The organism is Aquimarina sp. AD1 (assembly GCF_003443695.1).
In the GTDB taxonomy this organism is placed as follows: Bacteria; Bacteroidota; Bacteroidia; order Flavobacteriales; family Flavobacteriaceae; genus Aquimarina; species Aquimarina latercula.
Genome location: NZ_CP031966.1, coordinates 4232936 through 4258500, shown reverse-complemented (window position 1 = coordinate 4258500; position 25565 = coordinate 4232936). Strand labels below are relative to the sequence as shown.

The 25565-nt window shown below is 31.5% G+C and carries 21 protein-coding genes; 14 read left to right on the top strand and 7 right to left on the bottom strand.

What is annotated here, in order from left to right; genetic code table 11:
* Positions 1-28 precede the first annotated feature (28 nt).
* Both D1815_RS18360 and D1815_RS18355 read right to left on the bottom strand, forming a co-directional pair.
* The gene (locus tag D1815_RS18360) at positions 29-1282 is read right to left on the bottom strand and encodes an aspartate kinase (RefSeq protein WP_118388789.1); all 1254 of its coding nucleotides are present in this window, start codon (positions 1280-1282) and stop codon (positions 29-31) included.
* A gap of 45 nt (positions 1283-1327) precedes the next feature.
* Positions 1328-1807 carry a GNAT family N-acetyltransferase gene (locus D1815_RS18355; RefSeq protein WP_118388787.1) on the bottom strand — a complete coding sequence of 160 codons (480 nt, stop codon included), beginning with the start codon at positions 1805-1807 and terminating at the stop codon, positions 1328-1330.
* Positions 1808-1983: 176 nt separating this feature from the next.
* Between D1815_RS18355 and fbp the strand changes: the two genes are divergently transcribed.
* The 5 genes from fbp to D1815_RS18330 all read left to right on the top strand — a co-directional run bounded on the left by fbp (position 1984) and on the right by D1815_RS18330 (position 6518).
* Entirely contained in the window at positions 1984-2994 is a 1011-nt protein-coding gene (gene fbp, locus D1815_RS18350; RefSeq protein ID WP_027393309.1) for a class 1 fructose-bisphosphatase, read from the top strand.
* 307 nt (positions 2995-3301) lie between these two features.
* Positions 3302-3652, top strand: coding sequence for a fructose 1,6-bisphosphatase (locus tag D1815_RS18345; RefSeq protein WP_118388785.1), 351 nt, complete (start codon positions 3302-3304; stop codon positions 3650-3652).
* Positions 3653-3672: 20 nt separating this feature from the next.
* Positions 3673-4497 (top strand): hypothetical protein, encoded by an 825-nt coding sequence (locus D1815_RS18340; RefSeq protein ID WP_027393307.1) that lies wholly within the window; start codon positions 3673-3675, stop codon positions 4495-4497.
* Positions 4484-4975 carry a Rab family GTPase gene (locus D1815_RS18335; RefSeq protein WP_118388783.1) on the top strand — a complete coding sequence of 164 codons (492 nt, stop codon included), beginning with the start codon at positions 4484-4486 and terminating at the stop codon, positions 4973-4975. Before D1815_RS18340 ends, D1815_RS18335 begins: the two co-directional genes overlap by 14 nt.
* A gap of 4 nt (positions 4976-4979) precedes the next feature.
* Positions 4980-6518 (top strand): ATP-binding protein, encoded by a 1539-nt coding sequence (locus tag D1815_RS18330; RefSeq protein WP_118388781.1) that lies wholly within the window; start codon positions 4980-4982, stop codon positions 6516-6518.
* A 38-nt stretch (positions 6519-6556) separates the two neighbouring features.
* Here D1815_RS18330 and D1815_RS18325 read toward each other — a convergent pair whose 3' ends face one another.
* Entirely contained in the window at positions 6557-6988 is a 432-nt protein-coding gene (locus D1815_RS18325) for a TerB family tellurite resistance protein (protein ID WP_027393304.1), read from the bottom strand.
* A 211-nt stretch (positions 6989-7199) separates the two neighbouring features.
* Between D1815_RS18325 and D1815_RS18320 the strand changes: the two genes are divergently transcribed.
* From D1815_RS18320 to pdeM, 4 genes are read left to right on the top strand one after another with little or no spacing between them, the layout of a single operon-like run.
* Positions 7200-8228: a ligase-associated DNA damage response exonuclease gene (locus tag D1815_RS18320; RefSeq protein ID WP_118388779.1), complete on the top strand. Its 1029-nt coding sequence runs from the start codon at positions 7200-7202 to the stop codon at positions 8226-8228.
* Positions 8225-9853: an ATP-dependent DNA ligase gene (locus D1815_RS18315; protein ID WP_118388777.1), complete on the top strand. Its 1629-nt coding sequence runs from the start codon at positions 8225-8227 to the stop codon at positions 9851-9853. The genes D1815_RS18320 and D1815_RS18315 overlap by 4 nt, the downstream gene beginning before the upstream one ends.
* Entirely contained in the window at positions 9850-12318 is a 2469-nt protein-coding gene (locus D1815_RS18310; RefSeq protein WP_118388775.1) for a ligase-associated DNA damage response DEXH box helicase, read from the top strand. Before D1815_RS18315 ends, D1815_RS18310 begins: the two co-directional genes overlap by 4 nt.
* 7 nt (positions 12319-12325) lie before the next feature.
* Positions 12326-12964, top strand: coding sequence for a ligase-associated DNA damage response endonuclease PdeM (gene pdeM / locus D1815_RS18305; protein ID WP_027393300.1), 639 nt, complete (start codon positions 12326-12328; stop codon positions 12962-12964).
* Positions 12965-13033: 69 nt separating this feature from the next.
* Here the strand turns inward: pdeM and D1815_RS18300 are convergent, their stop codons facing one another.
* Positions 13034-15409, bottom strand: coding sequence for a DUF5686 and carboxypeptidase-like regulatory domain-containing protein (locus D1815_RS18300; RefSeq protein WP_118388773.1), 2376 nt, complete (start codon positions 15407-15409; stop codon positions 13034-13036).
* 157 nt (positions 15410-15566) lie between these two features.
* Between D1815_RS18300 and D1815_RS18295 the strand changes: the two genes are divergently transcribed.
* The 5 genes from D1815_RS18295 to D1815_RS18275 all read left to right on the top strand — a co-directional run bounded on the left by D1815_RS18295 (position 15567) and on the right by D1815_RS18275 (position 23066).
* The gene (locus D1815_RS18295) at positions 15567-16709 is read left to right on the top strand and encodes an aminotransferase class V-fold PLP-dependent enzyme (protein WP_118388771.1); all 1143 of its coding nucleotides are present in this window, start codon (positions 15567-15569) and stop codon (positions 16707-16709) included.
* A gap of 66 nt (positions 16710-16775) precedes the next feature.
* Positions 16776-20132 (top strand): transcription-repair coupling factor, encoded by a 3357-nt coding sequence (mfd, locus tag D1815_RS18290; RefSeq protein ID WP_118388769.1) that lies wholly within the window; start codon positions 16776-16778, stop codon positions 20130-20132.
* Between the two features lie 191 nt (positions 20133-20323).
* On the top strand, positions 20324-20617 hold the full coding sequence (locus D1815_RS18285; RefSeq protein ID WP_118388767.1) for a hypothetical protein: 294 nt from the start codon (positions 20324-20326) through the stop codon (positions 20615-20617).
* A 246-nt stretch (positions 20618-20863) separates the two neighbouring features.
* Complete coding sequence (locus tag D1815_RS18280; RefSeq protein ID WP_118388765.1) at positions 20864-21775, top strand: helix-turn-helix domain-containing protein; 912 nt, start codon at positions 20864-20866, stop codon at positions 21773-21775.
* 88 nt (positions 21776-21863) lie between these two features.
* Positions 21864-23066, top strand: a complete 1203-nt coding sequence (locus tag D1815_RS18275) for a serine hydrolase (protein WP_118388763.1) — start codon at positions 21864-21866, stop codon at positions 23064-23066.
* A gap of 79 nt (positions 23067-23145) precedes the next feature.
* On the opposite strand, the gene D1815_RS23755 is transcribed toward D1815_RS18275, so the two are convergent.
* The 3 genes from D1815_RS23755 to D1815_RS18265 form a co-directional block, all read right to left on the bottom strand.
* Positions 23146-23316, bottom strand: a complete 171-nt coding sequence (locus D1815_RS23755) for a hypothetical protein (protein ID WP_155839683.1) — start codon at positions 23314-23316, stop codon at positions 23146-23148.
* A 92-nt stretch (positions 23317-23408) separates the two neighbouring features.
* Positions 23409-24329 carry a hypothetical protein gene (locus tag D1815_RS18270; RefSeq protein ID WP_027393294.1) on the bottom strand — a complete coding sequence of 307 codons (921 nt, stop codon included), beginning with the start codon at positions 24327-24329 and terminating at the stop codon, positions 23409-23411.
* A gap of 79 nt (positions 24330-24408) precedes the next feature.
* A complete protein-coding gene (locus D1815_RS18265) occupies positions 24409-25527 on the bottom strand; it encodes an AraC family transcriptional regulator (RefSeq protein WP_027393293.1) in 1119 nt (372 codons plus the stop codon).
* Between the last annotated feature and the right edge of the window lie 38 nt (positions 25528-25565).

Genomic DNA, 25565 nt, shown 5'->3' with positions numbered 1-25565 from the left:
ATATAGCAAAATCATTGAATAGGGCATCTTATTGTTTTGCAACCATTTGATACGTTTCTTTTGTGCTTTGTTTAAGCAATATATCCTTATTTTCTTCTAAAAAAAGAATTGCTTCCTTGTTGAAATGTCTAATGGTAAATAAAGACACGTTCTTTTGGTACGTGACACTAAATTTTGCTTTTAAGTGTATTAATAATTCATCAAAATTATTGAATTTATCATCTAAACAAACAGAAAAACTAATTGCGGAGTTCTGTATAAGATCTACTTTTAGGTGAAACTTATGAAAAAGTGCAAAAACTTCACTTACGTTCTCCTCTACAATAAATGAAAAATCTAAAGAAGAAAGGGATAAAAGTATTTGATCCTTTTTTATGATATAACAAGGCAAATATGGAACCAATCTTTGTCCTTTTTTAACCGAAGTTCCTTCATTTTCGGGGTTGAAAAATGATTTCACATATAATGGGATCTCTTTTCTTTGCAATGGCTGCAAGGTTTTAGGATGAATTACTGAAGCTCCGTAAAATGCTAATTCTATAGCTTCTTCATAAGAGATTTGCGATAATAATTTAGTGTTTTCAAAAACTCTTGGATCTCCATTTAGTACGCCGGGTACATCCTTCCATATTGTTACACTTATGGCGTTTGTACAATACGCAAAAATTCCTGCTGTATAATCACTTCCTTCTCTACCAAGTGTCGTTGTAAAATTATTAGAATCAGAAGCTATAAAACCTTGTGTTATTGTCAGACCTTTTTTATTTACTGTAGCATCAATACTTTTTTGAGTGATTTCCCAATCTACAATAGCGTCGCGATAAACATCATTTGTCTTTATAACATCTCTGGCATCTAATAATTCATTTTTGTATCCATTTTCTGACAAATACTCACTAATAATTGTAGTAGATATTAATTCTCCATAACAAACCGTTTGATCATATACATAATCGTATTGATTGGATTTATTTCTATTAAGCATAGTTTCCATATCCAAAATAAGGGAATCTATCTTATCAAAGATTGGATGATGTTTATTTACAAAAAGATCTGTAAGTACTTCGTGATGATATTTTTTTATAAAGTCTATGGCATCTTTAAATTGGTCACTCTTGTTAAGATAATGTTCTACAACTGTTTCTAGAGCGTTGGTTATTTTCCCCATAGCAGATACTATAATTACAATATCAGAATGCCCAACTGTTTGTAATACACGAACTACGTTTTTTACCGCTTTTGCATCTTTTACAGATGCGCCTCCAAATTTAAAAACCCTCATCAGTTACAATAATTTCGTTCATAAACGAATGTATTCATCTCCATATTACATCTTTGAAACAAATGCATTTAATCCAGATTCATCCATCTGCACAACCTGCCAACCTTCTAAAATTTTAGCACCACTCTTTAGATAAAAATTAACTGCGGGCTTATTCCAGTCCAGAACATTCCACTCTACTCTTTTAACTCCTTTCTCAATTCCGTACTGCATAACTCTTTTATATAATCCCATTCCAATACCAGAACCTCTCATAGACTCTCTAACAATTAAGTCTTCTAGATGCACAGTTCTTCCTTTCCACGTAGAAAACCTAAAATACACCAGTGCTAAACCTACTAACTCATTATTAATTTCTGCCACAAAACAATGAAACAATGGCTTTTCTCCAAAACCTTCATTAATCAGATCTTCTACCGTCACTTCTACGGCATCAGGTTCTTTTTCAAAAAGAGCTAATTCTTCAATTAATTTAAGTACTTGAGGCATATCCTCTGCTACAGCATCTCTTATTATATAGTCCATAAGTCAAAAGTTTATCAAAACTATAAAATATGTATTAGAAACCAGACAATTTTGTAATCTTATACTGATCTAATTTTGGTTTTACTAATTCTTAAAAAAGTTTCACAAATTACGGTTACGAAAACGTTTTAGTTATTTAAAAAATAATATTTTTGCAGAAATTCAACATAACCAAAATGGCTAGAAAAAACCAAACCTTAGGAGAATTTATTATCGAAAACCAAAAAGACTTTCCGTATGCTAGCGGAGAACTTTCTCGATTGATCAATTCAATTCGATTAGCTGCAAAGATGGTGAACCATGAAGTTAACAAAGCAGGTTTGGTTGATATCACTGGAGCTATAGGTGAAACTAATATACAAGGAGAAGATCAACAAAAACTTGATGTACTAGCAAATGAGACCTTTATCAACACACTAACAAATCGAGAAATTGTTTGTGGTATTGCTTCCGAAGAAAATGATGACTTCATTACAATTAAAGGACAAAAAAGTGATCATAGAAACAATTATGTGGTACTTATGGATCCATTAGATGGTAGCTCTAACATAGATGTGAATGTTTCTGTAGGAACAATTTTTTCGATTTATAGACGAGTTACCCCGACAGGAACACCTGTTACCATGGAAGATTTCTTACAACCTGGTAATCTACAAGTTGCTGCTGGATATATTATTTATGGAACATCTACTATGTTGGTATATACTACTGGTCACGGTGTTAATGGATTTACATTAAACCCAGCTTTGGGTACATATTACCTATCACACCCAAACATGACTTTTCCAGAAGATGGAAACATCTACTCTGTAAACGAAGGAAACTATATTCATTTTCCACAAGGTATAAAGGACTACATTAAGTACTGTCAAGAAGAAAAACAAGATCGCCCATATACATCAAGGTACATAGGTTCGTTGGTTAGTGATATACATCGTAATATGATAAAAGGCGGAATTTATATGTATCCAAGCACTTCTAAATCTCCAAACGGAAAACTTCGTTTACTTTACGAATGTAACCCAATGGCCTTTATTGCAGAACAAGCAGGTGGATCAGCAAGTGATGGATTTAAAAGGATTTTAGAGATAAAACCGACAGAATTACACGAACGCACTCCATTTATATGCGGTAGTAAAAATATGGTTTCAAAAGTAGAATCATTTATGAAAAGTTCCGAATCATAAATACATCAGTTTTACTTATGATATAATTTATTTAACTATCAAGCGAGTAGTTAGATAATGGTGTATTTATAAAAAAAGGCTTATGAATACATTGATTGCAATTAATTTTCACTAATCTTGCAATCAAACGATAAAAATAAAAGAGTTTCTCCCTCCAACCAACTATTAAAACTCTATAAATTAAACGTATTACATTTGTTGTAAAAGCAAGTAACTTTAACATTATTGTTCTGTGAACTCTTATTTTTAATGTTTTTTATGTTAAATTTACCTGAAGCTCATAGAACAACAATATAAATTACCAAAAATGGCCAAAGAAAATAAAGCTGCGCAAGAACAGGTAGTAAATGATCCTTCTTCAAAAATAGAAGCAATAAAGAATCTAATATTTGGAGAAAACATTGCTGCTTATAATTCTGAATTTGACTCAGTTAAAAAAGATATTTCTTCTAAGAAAAAGGAGCTTGAAGATTTTATTGAAGATACTCGAAAAGAATTAAATCAGGCAATTGACAATCTTAGCACTGATGTAAATATTAGAATCACTGAATTAGAAGACAATCTCGCTGATAAAATAGATACACTAGATGATAAAAAGGTTGATAGAAAAACATTAGGTGATCTTTTAATCGCTATGGGAGAAAAAATTAATAAGTAGTAATCTGTTTATCCAACAATATGGAAGAACAGGATAAATTAAAAATTCTCAAAGAACTACTTCTTACAGAAGAGAAGGAGTATGCGGAATCCATTGCCAAAAAAGTTGATGAATTAAGTAAAATTGTTCATCAAAAGCAGCAATTATCGTATAAGGTAGATCCTATTATAGATGATAAATTAAAACAATTTGTTGAGGATATACCGAAAACTTTAGGACCCACAATTACAGAAACTTTAAAGGAAGAGATTAAAAACTCTCAGGACGCCGTGGTAGAAGCATTATTTCCGATAATCGGTAAAATGATTAAGAAATATATTGCTCATGAGATGAAACTGTTAAGTGAAAACATTAATCGAAAAACTAGGCAAGCATTCTCATTCAAAAACTTATTTAGAAGAACTAAGGCAAGGGCGCAAGGAATTAGTGATGGCGATCTGGCTATTACAGATTATGCAAAACCTAGATTAATACAGATGTTTGTTATTGAAAAAGATTCTGGTTTACTAATAACAGATTACAGCCCGTTGTCAGATAATACTGTTGATAAAGATATGGTTGCAGGTATGTTAACTGCTATCAAAAGTTTTGTAGAAGATGCTTTTCGGGGAGGAAACCAAAATCTGGAAACTATAGAATACGAATTATACACTATACACGTGCAAAATTTTTATTCTTATTATATTGCCGCTGTAATTTCTGGCGCATATAATATGATGTTTAAAGAAGTATTAGAAGATCAAATTATTAACTTTGCACAGCATCACATTTCTAAAAGAGACTTAGAAAACAGTGAACTTTTTACTAAAAAATTAAAAAAACATTTTGAAGATGAAATTGTCTAAAAAAGTAGTGCTTTTAGGACACTTTGGTGTAGGAAAAACGTCTTTATTCAGACGTTTTATTGATAACGAATTTTCTGAAGATTATAAAGTTACCTTAGGTGTTCAAATTAAAAAGAAAGTAATCGAAATGCCAGATGGTCGAGAACTTTCTATGATCATTTGGGATACCGAAGGGCATACAGACATAGAAGACACCAGAAAGTCATACCTTCTAGGGTCCAACGCCTTTATTTATGTATTTGATCTTACTCGTATCGACACCTATAAAGATCTCAACCAAGATTTAGAATATCTTTCTAAAAATCATCCTAAGGTAAAAGTAAAGGTTATTGGCAATAAATTAGATCTGGTTAATGAAAAAGATGTAACAAAAAAATTCGAAGAACTAAATATAACTGTTGATTGTTTGACCAGTGCAAAAACCAATAAAAACGTACAAGATTTCTTTACAGATCTTGCTAAGGAAATAACTGCATAGTACCATGACATATCAAGAAGAAAAGTTACTATTTAATCAAAAAACGCAGTGTACGATTGTTCAACACGATGGAACGATTAAAGAAACCGACGGCAATATTTTCACATGGAAAATAGGAACATCTATCTATGATGCACATCCGTTTTTCGAGATTATAGAAGGTTTTATTGCGGTTTTTGAAAAAGAAGAAACTACCTATAATTTCCCTTGTATTCACTTAGAAGAAGGGAAACTTGATAAAATATGTGATATCACAATTAAAATAAATTCTGAAGAAGTTGTTATTCTCTTGTTTGATTACTCTACCAAGTACTACGAACTAAATAAAATAGCACAACAAAAAAATGAGTCTATTTTAAGGGCAAAAGAGTTAGAGCTTAAAAATCAGTATTTACTTGATAAAGAACAGTTCAAAAATAGTTTTATAGCCAACATTAATCATGAAATTAGAACACCTTTGACAGGTATTTTAGGTTTTATCGAGGTATTAGAAAAAACAAATTTAAATTTTGAACAAGAAGAATTAGCTCGAATTATTAAGAGACAAAGCATACACCTCAATGCTCTTATAGAGGATATGGTAGATATTTCTAAAATAGAATCTGGAAAAATAAAAATTATAGACGAAAGGTTTCTATTTATTAACCTATTAGAAGGTTTCGAAGAAACATACGCCAAACTTGCCGAAGAAAAAGGCATCGAGTTCGAAACTTATATTGATCCAAATATTCAGGAATATCTTATTGGAGACAGAACCAGAGTATTTCAAATTTTAAATAACATTCTTAACAATGCTTTCAAGTTTACCGAAGAAGGCAAAGTAACTCTATCAGTTACTAAAAACTATCAACGTACCAATAAAATAAGTATTGGTTTCAAGATTGAAGACACTGGTTTAGGAATTCAAGAAGAAAATCTTAAAAACATTTTTAACAGATTTACGCGTTTTAATGGGGATAAACAAATTTCAGGCACAGGATTAGGATTAGCTATAGTAAAAGACTTGGTAGATCTCCTAAATGGAGAGATCAAAGTTACTAGTGAACCAGATAAAGGGACAACCTTTGATATTAAGTTACCCTTCAAGTTTGATGTTACAAAATCTATCCCAACGAAGAAAAAGAAAAAATACAGCCTTCCAGAAACTAAAAAGAAATTTAGAATATTAGTGGTCGAAGATGAAGAAGCTACTCAATTCTTATTAATGAAAATATTAATTAGTCACGGAAGTTTCTTTGTAGATGTTGCTATTAACGGTCAGGAGGCAATTAATTATCTAGAAAGAAGAAACTATGATCTTGTTTTAATGGATTTAAAACTATCAAAAGTAGATGGTTATAAGGCAACCCATATGATCAGAAATAATTATGGAGACAAAATGATATCCGAAGTTCCAATCATAGGTTTTACTGCAAAAGCAACTGAAGCTGAAAGAGACAAATGCTTACGTTCTGGAATGGATGATTTCATAGCGAAACCTTTTGAACAAGAAGATTTAATCTATAAAATAGTAAAACAAATAGCTAAAAAAGCCGCTTCATAGAAGCGGCTTTTTTTATAATATTGATTATCAAAATTTGATTATCGATTCATATTTTTAATTTCATCTGCGAATGTATCTCCATCCACATTTTGATCAACTAAAAAAAGTGCTTTATCAACTACATATTTAGCATTGTCTGATCTAAAACCTAATCCGATACATAACTTCTCTAATAACACAACCTGATCATCTCCTTTTATATTATCAGCATATACCATTCTTGCTAAATCAAACAATCTTTCTAATCTAGCGTCATAACTTGTAGGAGGATTAATAGGACGAGAAGCATAATCTTTTAATATTTCTTTATAATCATTTTCAGAGATACTGAGATTTCTAGCTAATCGATCTAAGAAAGCGCTCTCTTCATCAGTTATCACTCCATCACTCATTGCTACTCTAACAATTGCAGCAAAATGATCTTGATTTCTCTTCTGAAATCCACTATCAAATAAATCAGATATTGACATCATGTATTTTTATTTATTTTCCGCAAATATAACCAAACTATACTCCTTTTAAAATTTAATAAGCGAGATTTTTTTATCGATCCAATTCAGAATAAAAATACACTAATTCAATTCTAAAAACGACCATCAACAACTCCTAATATTTCTATAAACACTTTCTCGTCCACATAGTATTCCGTAATTTCAATAAATTAAGTTATAATTACCATTTATGTCATATCGACCGCTTTTAGAATTCACAGAAAAGGGAATCTATTGTGATGTTGCCAAAGTATATCTTGATCCTTGGAAACCGGTAGATAAAGCAATTATTACACACGGACACGCTGATCATAGTAGATGGGGACATCAACAATACATCACACATCATACAAACATTCATATAATCAAACATCGATTAGGAGATATTGAAGTCAGTGGAAAAGAGTATGGAGAAACCTTTACAATTAACAATGTAAAATTTAGTTTTCATCCCGCAGGTCATATCATTGGAAGTTCTCAAATCAGAGTGGAACATAAAGGAGAAGTTTGGGTTTTCACAGGAGATTATAAAATAGAAAATGATGGTATTTCTACTCCTTATGAGCCTGTAAAATGTCATACATTTATTACGGAATGCACTTTTGGGTTACCCGCATTTAAATGGACACCTCAAAACGAAGTTTTTAGAGATATTAACCAATGGTGGGCAGAAAATAAATCAGAAGGGAAAACTTCTATACTCTTCGGATATTCTCTTGGAAAAGCACAACGTCTTTTGAAATATTTAAATCCTGAAATTGGAAGGATTTATACACATGGAGCCATAGAAAACATGACCAATGTTATTAGACCAATGATCGACTTCCCTAAAACTACTTTGGTAACGAGAGAAACTAAAAAAGAAGATTTTATCGGGAATATTGTAATAGCACCGCCTAGTGCTCATGGTAGTACTTGGATACGGAAAATGGTGCCGTATGTAACAGCCTCGGCTAGTGGATGGATGACATTTAGAGGAGCTCGAAGACGAAGAGCAATTGACAAAGGGTTTGTACTCTCTGATCATTGTGATTGGGATGGTTTATTAACGGCCGTTAAAGAAACTGGAGCTACTAAAGTTATAAGTACCCACGGATATACTGAAATATTCTCGCGATATCTTAGGGAACTTGGGTATGATGCTCGTACAGAAAAAACACAATATGAAGGTGAACCTGCAGAAATAGAAACTAAAAAAGAAAGTGAGGTTATAGAATGAAACAGTTTGCAAACCTCATCAAAACTTTAGATAGCACCAATAAAACCAATGTAAAAGTAAGCGCATTGGCTTCTTATTTTAAAAATGCCCCAGAAAATGATAAAGTATGGACTATTGCTATACTCTCTCATCGAAGACCACCAAGACCTGTAAACACGACGTTACTTAGATCCTGGGCTTCAGAATTAGCGAACATTCCGCTTTGGTTATTTGAAGAATCATATCATATTGTTGGAGATTTAGCAGAAACCATAGCGCTTGTAGTCCCTACTTCAAAAGAAAGTTCCACAAAAACCCTAACGGAATATCTACAAGAAATGATCGCTCTTAAAAAGCAATCCGAAGAACATAAACGTGCATATCTTCAAAAAAATTGGGGAGTATTAAACTACTACGAACGTTTTGTGTTTACAAAACTGATCACTGGAGGTTTCCGAATTGGAGTAAGTCAAAAATTAATGACACGCTCTTTATCCAAAGCTACTGAAATAGATGAAGATATATTAGCATATAAATTGATGGGGAACTGGGATCCCAATACTATTTCATTCCAAGATTTAGTACTAGAGGAAAAAGAATCTGATTTTCTTTCAAAACCCTATCCTTTCTACCTAGCATATGCAGTAGAAAATGAAGTTTCGAATCTAGGAAATATAACAAATTGGTATGCCGAGCATAAATGGGACGGAATCAGAGCTCAAGTTATTATTAGAAACAACGAAATTTTTGTCTGGAGTCGTGGAGAAGAATTGGTAACGGATAAATATCCAGAGTTTCAAGAACTCTTAAAAATCATACCCAACGGAACCGTTTTAGACGGTGAAATTCTACCATTCCCAAATGGAACAATAGGAACTTTTAATGATCTACAAACCAGAATAGGGAGAAAAACAGTTTCTAAAAACTTATTACAAAAAACTCCTGTTATTCTAAAAGCATATGATATGCTAGAGTGGAAAGGAAATGACATCAGAAACTATCCATTTTCTGAACGTCGTGAATTATTAGAAAAACTATTTCTTAACGTCCGTCATTCTGAACTCAACCCAGAATCTGGAACACCTTTGCATCTATCAGAAAAAATGACTTTTAACTCTTGGGAAGAAGTAGCCAATGAACGCGAACGATCTCGAGATGTTAAGTCAGAAGGTTTGATGTTAAAAAAGAAAGATTCACCTTATTTAGTCGGTCGCAAAAAAGGAGATTGGTGGAAATGGAAAGTAGATCCACTAACTATCGATGCGGTTTTAACATATGCTATGCGAGGACATGGGCGTAGGTCTAATTTATTTACAGATTATACTTTTGGACTTTGGAACGAGGATAAAACTGAATTAGTCACTTTTGCAAAGGCATATTCTGGTCTTACCGACGCAGAGTTTAAGGAAGTTGATAAATTTATAAAGGCAAATACCTTAGAACGTTTTGGCCCAGTAAGAAGTGTAACTCCTCAGCTGGTTTTTGAAATAGCTTTTGAGGGAATTGCTTTATCCAAAAGACACAAAAGTGGTGTGGCAACTCGATTTCCTCGCATCTTAAGATGGCGACAGGATAAAAAAATTCAAGAAGCAAATACATTAGAGGATTTAAAAACATTGATCCCCAGCCTAACGAAGGAATCATGACCCAGAAAGAACTTTTTACCATAGCAGAATCTTGGTTTCAACAACAACAATGGAAATCTTTCCCTTTTCAAAAACAAAGTTGGAAAGCATTCCTACAGGGTAAACATGGATTACTAAATGCACCAACAGGAAGTGGAAAAACGTATTCTTTATGGGTTCCAATTGTTCTGAACTATATAAAAGATAATCCTGACTATCAAACCAAACATAAAAAAGGATTGAAAGCAATATGGATCACACCTCTACGAGCACTTTCACAAGAGATTAAACAAGCTACAGAAAGATTTGCTAAAGATCTAGATACACAATTTACAATAGGGATAAGAACAGGAGATACTTCTCAAAAAGAAAGAGCAGCACAAAAACGTTCTATGCCAGATTTGCTCATTACCACTCCAGAAAGTTTACAATTACTACTTGCTTCAAAAGGATATGATAAAACTTTTAAAGATTGCACTGCCATTATAATTGATGAATGGCACGAACTATTAGGAACCAAGAGAGGAGTTCAAATTGAATTAGCACTATCTCGATTAAAAACAGTTTCTTCTAAACTTAGAATTTGGGGAATATCAGCTACCATCGGAAACTTGGAGCAGGCACGTGAAGTTTTATTAGGATATCAATCAGATGCTTTACAAAACTCGGTATTAATCAAAGCTAACATCAAAAAGAAAATTAAGGTAAAAAGTATTATTCCCAAAGAAATGGAAACCTTTCCTTGGCGGGGTCACTTGGGAATTCATTTATTAGACGAGGTTGTACCTATTATCAAAAGAAGTAAAACAACATTACTTTTCACTAATACTCGTAGCCAATGCGAAATCTGGTTTCAGAAAATACTACAAAAATATCCTGAATTCGCAGGAGAAATGGCTATGCATCACGGTAGTATTAACAAAGAAACAAGGCTTTGGGTAGAACAAGCAATACGTAATGAATCTTTAAAAGCAGTAGTCTGCACTTCTAGTCTTGATCTAGGTGTTGATTTTGCTCCAGTAGAAACTATTATTCAGATTGGAGGGCCAAAAGGAGTGGCACGATTCTTACAGCGAGCAGGTCGTAGCGGACATCAACCTGGTAAAACCAGTGTAATCTATTTTTTGCCAACACATGCTATAGAATTAATTGAAGCATCTGCTTTACAGCAAGCTGTAAAACATAATACCGTAGAAGATCGAATTCCGTACCTAAATAGTTATGATGTACTGGTTCAGTATCTTACCACACTAGCGGTTTCTGATGGATTCTATCCAAAAGAGATTTATCACGAAATTAAAAGCACTTTTTGTTACCAAGCTATTTCTGAAGATGATTGGAGATGGATCCTAAATTTTATAACTATTGGTAGTCAAAGTTTACAAAGTTATGATGAATATAAAAAAGTAGAAATTCTAGAAGATGGATTATTCAAAGTAAATAATCGTGGTATTGCAATGCGTCACCGCCTACAGATAGGTACCATTGTTAGTGATGCTGTGTTAACGGTCAAATACCTTAAAGGTGGATATATTGGAAGCATTGAAGAATGGTTTATTTCAAAATTGAAACCTGGAGATGTTTTTACTTTTGCAGGACGAAACCTGGAACTTGTTAGGATAAAAGAAATGAAAGTTTTGGTAAGAAAATCTTCAAAAAAAACTTCCAAAGTTCCTAGTTGGATGGGTGGTCGATTGACACTAACATCCCAAATGTCTGAATTACTTCGGAAGGAATTATATAAAGCTTCATCCAAAACTGACGAAAAAAAATCTTTGGAATTAAAAGCACTATCACACATATTTCAGAAACAACAAGAAGAAAGTATCGTTCCAGGGTCCGATGAATTCTTAATAGAAACCTTTAAAACTAGAGAAGGATATCACGCGATTTTTTATCCTTTTGAAGGTAGATTTGTCCACGAAGCTTTAGGAAGCTTGTTGGCCTATAGAATTAGTCTTTTATTTCCTATCTCTTTTTCCTTAGCATTTAATGATTACGGTTTTGAACTGTTATCAGACCAAGAAATTGATATGCAACAGGTAATTGACAACAATCTTTTTGCTACAGATCATATGCACAATGATCTTCAAAAAAGTCTGAACGCCACAGAAATGGCCAGACGAAAATTTAGAGATATAGCTGTAATATCAGGAATGGTGTTTACGGGATACCCCGATAAAATGCTAAAAAGCAAACATTTACAATCCAGCTCACAATTATTATTCAATGTGTTTAGAGATTTTGAGTCTAAAAACCTCTTATATCAACAATCTTTTATTGAAACATTTGAACATCAATTAGAAGAAGGAAGATTACAAAAGGCCTTGGAAAGAATAGAAAATCAATCTATTGTTTGGAAATCCTGTAAAAAAGCGACTCCTTTTTCATTTCCTATTATAACAGATCGATTACGAGAAAAATTATCCAGCGAAAAACTTGAAGATCGTATTAAAAAGATGGTAGCTTTGTTGTCTAAAAAATAGTGAATCTTTGAAATTCCAGACGGTACAAATACAAAATCAAACTTTTCTTCTGCATCCTACAGGCGCAATGTTTTGGAAAGAAAAAAACATCCTTTTGATAGCGGATTTACATCTAGGAAAAATATCCCATTTTAGAAAACACGGTAGCGCGGTACCTCAAGAAGCAATTCTCAAAAATTTTGAACAATTAGACGCAGTTCTCGAAACCTTTACCCCATCTAAAGTTTGTTTTTTGGGAGATCTTTTTCATAGTTTCATTAATAATGAATGGATATTGTTTTCAGAATGGGTATCTAAAACTAAAGTAGAGCTTCTTTTAATCGTAGGAAATCATGATATCATCTCTCCTATTAAATATGAAGAAATAGGCATAAAACTAGGTTTAGAATTAATTTTAGATAATTTTTTACTTAGTCATCATCCTGAAGAAAGAGAAGGTCTATTTAATTTTTGTGGACATATTCATCCTGGCGTACTTTTAGAAGGCTTAGGCAAACAACGTTTACGCCTGCCTTGTTTTTACCAAAAAGAAAATCAACTTATCCTCCCTGCTTTTGGAGAGTTTACTGGTAATCATATACTGGAATCCACAAAAAAAGTCAAAATATATGCTATCACAAAAAAGGAAGTTATTTTAATAAATTGATTACTTAAATAACAAGAATCAAAGCCCATCGATCCTAAATCTTTTCTCTAAAAAATTGGGACTCATTAGTTATTTGATCTTAAAACTTATATTAAATTTAATTGCTAAATTATCTTCAAAATCTTCATTTGAATAAAAACCATATCTATAAAACCCGCCTAAACCAAATCCTAAATAACCTAAATTGAGGTAATTCACTTTAAATAAACTCTTTAACTCTAAACCACTTTCTAAAAACACCTCATCCATTGTGTTAAACGGAACAAGAGCGTTATTGTTATTAATCAGATTACCCCAACCTATATTTTGATGCACTACGATATCAGGTTGAAATTTTCCAATTTTAAACAACAATCCCTCGAAATTGTGAGCAATAAAAAGGTTAGCATATCTATCAGACACGAATTCGTATGGAGTCATTGTCTGAAAAAGATTTTTACTAAAAAAAGGGTAGTCAGTATCGTAATTACCTTTTCCTGTAAACGACAATCCATAAGGAACTGCACTATCTATATAGCCACCCTCCATCCTATAACTAGTCTTTCCAAAGCTTTTAGTGTAAAAAGAATGATCTAGAGATACTTCTATTTTATTATAATCTATATCTCCATCAAGAATATCATCAAATCCTTTAGAAAACGAAAAACCAATAACCGGGTAATCTGTTCCCGATGTGAATCTTTGGTTAAACGAATTAATCATTTTTTCCTTATATGCATATCTAAGATTAAGAGATAAGCTGCTATTGGTATATTCTCTCAAGTTTGTTGTTTCACTAATGAATTCATATTCGTACTTAGGATTAACTGAAGTATGATTAAAGGATAAATCAGCTGTTAAATATTTTAAACTTCTGAAATGAACATTTACCGAATGCTCTCTTATCTTATCAAAGTTAAATCCTAAATAACTTCTGAAATTTAAAAACTCTAAATCTTGTTGTTGCCTATTGTAATTACCAACTTCTCTTAAGTTTACCTGATACTGATATCCTATGGATACTTCGTTCTTTTTTGACACTGAGTAATTTACTTCTCCACCATATTTCCAATCTTTATCATCAAATCCATATCCCACAAAACCACCTAAACTTAATCGATCATCAAACTTATCATTTGTATACAAGCCTGTTCCTAATCGAAAACCTTCAAATTGATTCATGATTATGGTTTTATTTATATCAATATCTACCATACCAACTGGAATTTTACCTCTAAAAAGACTCTCTGATAAGGTTAAAAATTTATCTAAATCCACCTTTTCTCCAATACTATCTAAAACTCTATACGTAATCTTTTCTTTTGGATTTAAAACTGTATTTCGATTTAGGTTCCAGAATACACTATCCTTTTTAGTAGCACCTTCTGCAATACTAACAACCTCTATTGGAAAATCTCTTTTTTGTAACAAGGTATCTAAAGAAATATTGGTAATATAACTTTTACCATTCATCACTAAATTATTTTCTTTACTTGGATACTCTGGCATAGACAATTTATAATTCAATTGTTCAGGAAACCATATAGAATCTCTTAACAACGTGTACTTTTGTTGAATTTTTAAATCAATTTTTCCTTTTTGATATGGAGAAGCTGTAACATTCTGTATTGCAAATTTATTAGTGTTTATATGGATTATTCCCTTTAACCCTTCAAAGTTTTTATTTGCCTTTGGCTGAAAAGAAATCACATGTATTGTATCCTTTTTTACTGGTATACTCTCTTCAAGAAAAAATTTATACTTTTTTAAGCTTCCTTTAGATATCGGGTTTAAGTAATTAACCTCGAACAAATTTATCATATCAGTATAAAAAGAAAAAGGTTGAATATCTGTAGCTAGTGATGCAAATTGAGGATTTCTAAAACCTGAAACTTTAGTTCCGACAACTACTTCATTACTTAAATCCGGTTCTAAAAATTTTCTTCTAGTAATACTCTCCATAATCATCATATGCCCACCTTTAAGTCTTTTTACCAATGACACCGAATCTTTATTTTTTTTTGAGCGGACATCAAAAATAATTTTATTGTAAGAGTTATATGCAAAAGACTGCAACTTCTCTGGATCATTTATTTCCCTATTTTTAATCGCGTTTCTTATAATTCTATTTGCTGGATTCTCGGTTGAAGAAATAACAACTTGATCTAGTTGATTTTCTTTCGGTATTAATTCAATAACTATATAAGTAGTATCTATTACATCAATAGTTTTTTTATTGTACCCTAAATAACTACAAACCAAACTATTAATGTCTGTATCAGAACTAAAAACAAAGTTTCCGTCAATATCAGTAATAGTACCTAATGTTTTGTTGTTATTAAAAACGATAGTAGAAAACGCTAGTGGCTCTTTTGTATTAAAATCAAGCACTTTTCCTTTTAAAGATTTTTGAGAAAAAATAGAACTCCCAACTAATAAAAAGCACCAAATTACTATTCTGTACATATATTATGTTTTTAGTATTTGACTCTACGTATTAAATTTTGTTACAAACATTTATTTCTTATAAAAGTTAAAGAATTCTTAGTAGCTGAGTATGAATCAATTTAATATTCTAATTTGCTTAAACCTAATACAAACCAAAAGTATAAATCACTTACTAATGCAAAACCAAAAACACCTTTTTGATCTATCCCAAGAAATTACCTATTTAAATGGAGCCTATATGGCTCCACAATTAAAATCAGTTACCGAAATTGGTATGCAATCTTTACAAAAGAAATCACATCCTAATGAAATCTTACCTGAAGATTTTTTTAATGATAAAGAAATTTTAAAACAGCGTTTTGCAACATTAATTGATGCTCCAGATTATAGAAATACAGCTATTATTCCTTCCGTTTCATATGGTATTGCCAATGCTGCAAATAATATTCCTTTACAAAGTGGTGATGAAATCATCTTAGTTGATGAACAATTTCCTAGTAACGTATATATCTGGCAAGAGGTAGCCAAAAAAAACAATGCCATTATCAAAGTTGTATATCCTCCAAAAGATTTTAAAGATCGTGGTATGTTATGGAATCAACATATTTTAGATGCTATATCTCCAAATACTGCGGTTATTGCTTTGCCTCATATACATTGGGCAGATGGAACTTTATTCGATCTAAAAGCTATCCGTGAAAAAACTAACATGGTAAAAGCTATGTTAGTCATAGATGGTACACAAAGTGTTGGCGCATTGCCATTTTCTGTTCAAGATATTGAACCTGATGCTTTAGTTTGTGGAGGTTATAAATGGTTATTAGGTCCCTACTCTATCGGAATGGCTTATTACAGTGATGCTTTTAACGATGGAACACCTATTGAACATAATTGGATGAATAGACACAATAGTGAGGATTTTTCTGGACTTACTAATTATGAAGATCGTTACAAAGAAAAAGCAGCTAGATATTCTGTAGGAGAATCTAGCAATTTTATATTAACGCCCATGTTGATAAATGCTATAGAGCAATTGATTGCATGGCAACCAAAAAACATTCAGGAGTATGCAAAAAATATCTCTAAAGATACCATACAAAAGCTTAGAGAATTAGGTTGCTTTATTGAGAATGACTCTTTCAGAGCACATCATCTTTTTGGCATCTACCTTCCTAATCAAATCAATTTAGACGAACTAAAGGTTCGATTAAAAAGAGAGCAAATATTTGTTTCATTTAGAGGGAATGCCATACGAGTTTCTTGCAATGTATATAACTCTGAAAAAGATTTTGAAAGACTACTACTTCAATTCTCTTAATAAATCAGACGTTCTTTTTTGGATACGTTTATATAGCTGTTATATTTGCTACAAAATCTTCGCTACGTGAGTCAAATCTTAATCACGCAAACTTTTGCACAGTCTCAGCAATTGCAGAAACTGGGAAATGCTATTGCCCAATCCGAAAGTAAAATTCATTTACAAGGTCTCATTGGATCTTCATTATCCTTTGCAATTGAAAATGCTTTTCTACAAGCAGAAAAACCTTTTTTATGTATTTTTAGTGATAAAGAAGAAGCAGCCTATTACCTAAATGATTTAGAACAATTATTGGGTGATAAAAATGTGCTTTTTTACCCTGGTAGTTACCGAAGACCTTATCAAATTGAAGAAACTGACAATGCCAATGTTTTATTAAGAGCAGAAGTATTAAATAGAATTAACTCGCGTAAAAAACCTGCTCTGATCGTTACCTATCCCGATGCGTTATTCGAAAAGGTAGTTACTCGGAAAGAATTAGAAAAAAACACCTTAAAAATATCTATTGGGGATACTTTATCATTAGATTTTGTAAATGAAGTATTATTCGAGTATCAGTTTCAAAGAGTAGATTTTGTCACTGAACCTGGTGAATTTTCTGTACGTGGTGGTATAGTAGATGTATTCTCTTTTAGTAATGACGAGCCTTATCGCATAGAATTTTTTGGTGATGAAGTAGATAGCATCAGAACCTTTGATGTAGAAACTCAATTATCGACAGAACAAATTAAAAAGATCACTATCATTCCCAATGTCGAGAATAAAGCCATGCAAGAAACTCGTGAGAGTTTCTTAAAATACATTGCTTCCAAAACCGTCATTTTTGCAAAAGACATTGATCTTCTTTCTTCAAGAATTGATAAAAATTTTGAAAAAGCCAAAGAAGCCTTCAAAACACTTTCTGAAGATATCAAGCATAGTACACCTGAAGAACTATTTGCTTCTTCAGAATTAATCAAAAAACAACTACTAAATTTTACATTAGTAGAAATAGGAAACAGACCTCTAACTAAAGCTGATTATGCCATAAAGTTTGATACAAAACCTCAGCCTTCCTTTAACAAGCAGTTTGATTTATTGATTAAGAACCTTAATGAAAACCACGAAAAAGAATATAAGAATTATATTTTCTGTGTAAGTGAACAACAAGCTAAACGTTTCCATGATATTTTTGATGATGCTGATCTTGATGTAAAACAATACGAAACAATTGTATTTTCTGCATTTCAAGGGTTTATAGATCATAATCGTAAAATTGCTTGTTATACAGATCATCAAATTTTTGAGCGCTACCATAAGTTTAGTCTAAAAAGTGGATATGCTAAAAAACAAGCTATTACATTAAAAGAGCTTACTAATTTAGAAGTTGGTGATTATGTAACTCATATTGATCATGGAATCGGAAAATTCGGCGGACTCCAAAAAATAGATGTAGAAGGTAAAAAGCAGGAAGCTATCAAATTGATTTATGGAGAACGTGATGTATTATACCTAAGTATTCATTCTCTTCATAAAATCTCTAAGTTTAATGGTAAAGATGGTAAACCACCACAAATATATAAGCTAGGTTCTAAGGCTTGGAAAACGTTAAAACAAAAAACAAAAGCAAGAGTAAAACATATTGCTTTTAACTTAATTCAGTTATACGCAAAAAGAAAACTTCAAAAGGGATTTCAGTATAACCCTGACAGTTATTTACAACATGAATTAGAAGCATCTTTTATATATGAGGATACACCTGATCAAAGTACTGCAACAGAAGCTGTAAAAGCCGACATGGAAAGCGAAAGACCGATGGATAGATTAATTTGTGGTGATGTTGGTTTTGGTAAAACTGAAGTTGCCATAAGAGCTGCATTTAAAGCCGTAGATAACGGAAAACAAGTAGCCATATTAGTCCCAACCACTATTCTTGCTTTTCAGCATGCTAAAACATTTAGAGAACGACTAAAAGATTTTCCAGTAGTGGTAGATTATGTAAATCGTTTCCGTACTGCCAAACAAAAAAGAGAAACACTAGAAGATTTAGCTTCTGGAAAAGTTGATATCATTATAGGAACCCATCAATTGGTAAATAAGAATGTCAAATTTAAGGATCTTGGATTATTAGTAATCGATGAAGAACAAAAATTTGGTGTCTCCGTAAAAGACAAATTAAAAACAATCAAGGAAAATGTTGATACGCTTACATTAACAGCTACACCTATCCCAAGAACATTACAATTTAGCTTAATGGCGGCAAGGGATTTATCTACAATAACTACACCTCCGCCAAATCGATATCCGATTGAAACCAATGTTATTAGATTTACTGAAGAAACGATTAGAGATGCGGTGAGTTATGAAATTCAACGTGGTGGACAGGTATATTTTATTCACAACAGAATAGAAAACATTAAAGAAGTAGCTGGGATGATACAACGTCTAGTTCCTGATGCTAAAGTAGGTATTGGGCATGGTCAAATGGATGGTAAAAAATTAGAAAGCTTGATGCTCTCTTTTATGAATGGAGAGTTTGATGTACTTGTGTCTACTACTATAGTAGAAAGTGGATTGGATGTACCCAATGCAAATACTATTTTTATCAATAATGCTAATAACTTTGGGCTATCAGACTTACATCAAATGAGAGGTCGTGTTGGTAGAAGTAATAAAAAAGCATTCTGTTATTTTATTACACCACCCTATTCTGCAATGACAGAAGATGCAAGAAAACGTATTACCGCTTTAGAAATGCATTCTGATTTAGGTAGCGGATTTAATATAGCTATGAAAGATCTAGAAATTCGTGGAGCAGGTGATTTATTAGGAGGAGAACAAAGTGGATTTATTAACGAGATTGGTTTCGATACTTATCAAAAAATATTAAATGAAGCTATAGAAGAATTAAAAGAAAATGAGTTTGCAGAATTATATGAAGATGATAAAAAAGAAAAAGCATATTTAAAAGATACACAAATTGATACCGATTTTGAATTATTATTCCCTGATGGTTACATCAACAATATTACTGAGCGACTTAACTTATACACAGAACTTAATGGTATTAAAGATGAAACCGGATTACAGGAATATGAAAAGCGATTAATCGACCGATTTGGAGAATTACCCGATCAAGCAATTGATCTTTTAAACTCTGTACGCATCAAATGGATTGCTACATCAATAGGTATTGAGAAAATAATCATGAAACAAAATAAACTTATTGGATATTTTATTAGTGATCAACAATCTAGTTTTTACCAAAGTCCTGCATTTTCAAAAGTACTTCAATTTGTACAAAAGAACCCAAATGTCTGCAAAATGAAAGAAAAAAATACAAGGAATGGATTAAGACTATTACTGACTTTCGAAAATATTGACTCTGTTAATACTAGTCTTAAAGTATTGCAACCATTAAAATTTGCAGTTAATAAATCTTAAGATTCTTAAATACTCATTAAAATATAAGCGTTAAAATTAACTTTAAATACTATAAAACGAAAAATAACCGTTCATCGATATAAAAATGCATTTCAACGTCATTTTAACTATATTTAACTACAAAAAACGATTTATACTATTTTAAATTTCTAATTTCATTTCAGATTATAAGTACCAAACCAACTTAAATTATGAGACGAAAAGAAGAATTTAGTTTTTTAAAAGGATCTTTATCGAGAAAGGTAAATATGGATACTAAGAATAACAATAAACTTTATGCTATCAATTATTCAAATGTAGAAAGAAGGTTTGCTGAAGAATTAGAAAACTACAAAAATCACCCTGAACTTATCGATATAGAAGAATTTTCTATAAACTATTCGTTTGGTTACCATTACAGTAATGATATTGATGACCTTCATAGTAAAGAAGCTATGTTTATAGAGGTTAAGAGTTATCTGCAAAATCTAAGAATGTGCGCTTAAATCTAAAAACTACAGTTGCAACAATAAAATCTCTACTGTTCTAATTAATTATCTTATATAAAGAATACATCTTATTCCAAAAACATAGGTTTTTGCATTAGAATAATTCCTATATTTCATCTCCAAAGGGATTTACTAAAAACCCTTCAAAACCCTATTATACTTGAAATGTCAGGTTAATGACGGGTCAAAGTCAAGTCAAAAAATTTGAGATTTTATCTCTTACAACTAATATTGCTGTATCAAATGAAAACAAGTTCTAGTAATTCTACTGCAGGGAATACTACTTCACAAGAAACGAAAAACTTAAAAATCATGGAACAACCAGCATTAGGTATTAAAATATCCGAATTAAGAAAATCTAAAGGACTTACACAGGAAGAGCTCGTAGAACAATGCAATATTAGTGTTCGAACTATACAACGCATTGAGGCGGGAGAAGTAACTCCAAGAAGCTACACAATAAAAACAATCTTATCGGCACTGGATTATGACTTAGAAAAAATACAAACCGAAAATTCTAAAGTAGCTAAAGAATTTAAAAAACTTTTTCTTCTTGATATTGATGACAGTAAAGAAGCTAGTTTTTTAACTAGACAACTGACCATATCTTGGATTAGTGGTATTGTATATTTTATTCTTGGATTTGGAGAATTTGCGTTGGACTATTCAAGACATTTTGGTAGTGAAATGTTAGTCTCCACTGCACTTTATAGCGTATTAAAATTGGTAATTCTAGTAGCAATTATACTTTTTATGAGAGGTTTCATACTTTCTGGCAAAATTTTTAAAAACTACTTATTGAGAATAACTGCTTTTATATTTACATGTATGACAATTATTTTCTATACCTATGATTTAATATCCTTACACATAGGTGAGTTAGATTTCACCTACATAATTGGCGCTCAAGCTGTCACTTTTGGAGTTATTGGTATTCTTTTAGGAATCTCTGTGATTAGGCTTCAAAATGCATTAGGAATGTTAGCAAAAACTACGGGTATCTTCGAAATTATTGCTTATGGATGTATGGCCACAGTTATATTAGGGTTTCTTGGGTATTTCTTACTTACTCCTACCATTATTCTTGAAATAATCCTTTTGTATAGGATCTCTGAAATGCTAAAAGCTAAGCAACAAGAAACCGACTTAGCGTAATCTCTTTTTCATTTTAAAAATACTTATCAAAATCATTGAATTAACTTTCTATGACAAGGAATTCTATGTCTAATCTCAATTAAAAAATATGAAAAAATACATTAAAATTTGTTCTATTTTTATTCTAGCTTTAGTCTTAGCATATTATCTTTTTGAACCGATATTTGTCTATACCATCGGTTGGAAAAACAAGCCTAACACTTCCAATATTCAACCGGTTCAAATACACAATGACCTCATATTAAAGAAGGCAGATAGTATTCTTAAGGCAATCTACACAAAATTAGATGCGCCAGCTGTATCAATTGCAGTTGGTCAAAACAATAAAGTCATATGGTCTAATGTTATCGGATATCAAAATATTGAGGATAAAACCTTAGCAAATCTTACTACTAAATTTAGAATAGGAAGTACCTCAAAAGCAGTCACTTCTTTAGGAATAGGTGTTTTACTTCAAAATAATAAACTTAATTTAGACCATCAGGTAAAACAGTTCGTCTCATATGTAGACAAACCTCTTAAAGACTTGACTTTAAAACAATTAGGGTCACATACTTCTGGGATAAGAAACTATGGAGCTTGTCTTTGTTTTCCTATTTGGGAATATTACAATAACGATTCTTATTCTAGTGTAGAAGAAAGCGTTTCATTATTTAATAATGATGAATTATTATTTACTCCTGGGAATAATTTTAGTTATAGCAGTTATAATTATACACTTCTTAGCGCAATGATAGAAGAAGCTTCAGGAAAACCATTTCCTGAATTCATGAAAGAATCTGTATTCGAACCATTACGTGCTACATTCATTGTTGAGGAAACTTCGGAAACTATAAAGGATGCCGCAGAGTTTTATGATGTAACTAATCAAAAATATAAAAAGGTATACCCCGTTAACAACAGTAATAAATGGGCTGGAGGAGGTTTTTTAGCATCTCCAACCGACCTCATCAAACTAGGAAATGCTTTTTTAAATAATGAATTATTCGATAAAAACACTACTGATCTACTAACTGCACCAGTAATGCTCAATAATTCTAAAGTTAACGAACAGAATTATGCTATTGGTTGGAGGAATGATGCCAAAGATATATTTAACAACGGTACTACAATCAGGGTTTGGCATCATGGAGGTATTGCTAATGGATCCATCTCCTTATTAGCACTATTTCCTGAGTATAACTTATCAATATCAATGCTAGCTAATAAAAATGGCTCATCATCGGATTTATTCGAAAATGTATATGCAATTGCAAAAATTTTTATTAATCAAAAAAATCTAACAAGATGAAAAATATAAAAAAGGTCAGAATTTAGAATTCTGACCTTTTTTATATTTGAATTAGCCTTAATTAAATACCTACTGCGGACTAAAATGGTCCTCCAACAGGTCTACATAAGCATCCAGCACAGATTAACGGATAATCACACTCGCTATCAGAATGACATTCGGAGTTTAATCCTCCTCCTCCATTGATTGTTTGTTGTTGTTCTTTGTTTAATTGTTTTACTCCTTGCTGAGTCAAAATCGATTTTAACATGATGAATTTATTTTAAGATTAATTTGTATTGTGGGTATAAGTTACAAAATAAAAAAGAGAAAATTTCCCTGTTTCTATTTAATAATTATAAATTAATGTTCAATACCACTTTCTATGATTCTCAAATTTTTGGTCCCAGCATCAGAAATATATAGGATTTTCTGATTCTTACTAGCTAATATTCCATTTGGAAAATTAAATGTCGCTTCAGAAACATCTCCATCTTCGTTACCCAATACACTTCCTGCAAATACTTCAAAATCATTTTCTTTGTTTGGATTGATCTTATAAATCTTATGTTCCCCTATTTGAGTAGCAAAAAGAAAACCTCTAGCATACGTCAAAAACCCTAAAAAATTAGCATTAGGTGCTTCTGCGGGTAACTCAGCAATAAAAGTAAGTTCACCGTCTTTAAATTTATAAATTTTTCTATCATTAAAGTTACCTATATATGAATCACCTCTCCTATCGAATGCAATTCCAGCTGGTCCATTAATTGGTGATCCTTCATATAACTTAGTGATTGTATTATTTTCTGATAATAAATTAATCGTATTCGTATTATATTCGACGAACAACATATCATTGGTCCCTGGTATTCTTTTTATACCTGCTGGAGAAATTGCCGGAATACTATCCAATTGTGCACCTTCTTCTGAGTACTTATAAATAGTATTGCCAAAATGATCGCAAACATAAATTTCATCATTTTTATTAATACCAATCCCATTTGGAGAAACCAGACTATCTACAAAAACTGTTACTTCTCTGGAAGGAGTCATTTTATAAACCGTATTTCCGACAAAATCAGATCCATATAAATTCCCTTTACGATCTATTGCCAGTCCATCGTGAAATGAACCATCTGTCACTGTATCTACCGTGGTTACTATATTGGGAACTTCGCCCGGTCTACAAGAAGTAACCAATAGCGATAAAACAAAAATAGAAGGGGTAACATATGAGCATATCGCTTTCTTTATTGCTGAAAAAAAATTAACTGTTCGTTTCATTTGATATAATTTTAAAGTTATACTCAAAACTGAGTCAAAAAACTTTAAAAATCGACCTAATGTATACGCTGAAACTTCTTTAAGAGGTTTGTAATGTTTTTATATAATTACTTGGAGTGTCATTCTTAATCATTTTAAAAGCCTTATTAAAAGTTGATTTCGAATTAAAACCTGAATCTAACGACAATGCTAAAATAGTATGATTAAAATGCTCTCCTTTTTGGATTTTGGAGATAAATTCTTGAACTCTATATGTATTTACATAATCATAAAAATTACATTGATGTATATTATTGAGTAACCAAGATATATTGTTAGTAGAAGTATTGAGTTCTTTAGAAAGATCCTTTAAAGTAAGTTCATTATTTAAATATATCTTTTTATTAACCATAAGATCCTCTAAATTCTTTTTTAATATTTCCAATTCTTCTCCATTCAACCTTTCTTTTGAAACAGTTTTTTTCTTACTAAGTGGAACCCTAAATATTTCGGGTTGCTTTAAACTAAAAAATCCAACAATATAAATAAATACGGGAATTGACATCCAAATTAGATGATAACTTATAAAATACAACTCCTTAAATCTCATAAAATAATTAGCATAACTTATGATCCATAAAATCATAAAAACTGAAATTCCAAATAAAAAAAACCTTAGGAAGATTTGTACTTTCTGCGAATAAGAAAGGTTTGTTTTTTCTGCAGTTTTATAGATACTGAGCAAATGATATGATTTAGCAACATATACTACATTACTTATTAAACCTACAGTCTCTACAATAAAATAAACAAAATTAAAGCCACCTTCACTGATTATAATTTGTAATTCTTCTCTAGTATAAAATAACGTCCAACTAAAAAATACTACATGAAGAAAAGCAGGAATAAAATGATACCAAGGAGTTTTATAACCCGGAGATTCATTAAAAGTCAATCTTCTTATGTACGTATATAGCAAAGGTCCAAAAATAAAAATCAATGTATCCACAAATCCTGCTATTCGGAAAAATAAAACTCCAGAAAATCTCGGATAAAACACCCTGCCTACAAGCATCAAACAGGCTATTAATAGTATAAAGGATAAGATCCTATTAGCTGGTTTATTTTTATTATGAAGCAATGAAAGAGTAATCGCAAGAAAAACTCCTTGACTAATTCCTAAGAATAATAATAAATCAACAATTCCGAATGAATCCATATAGAAGTTTAAATATTCCCTTTTTCAAATCTAATCAA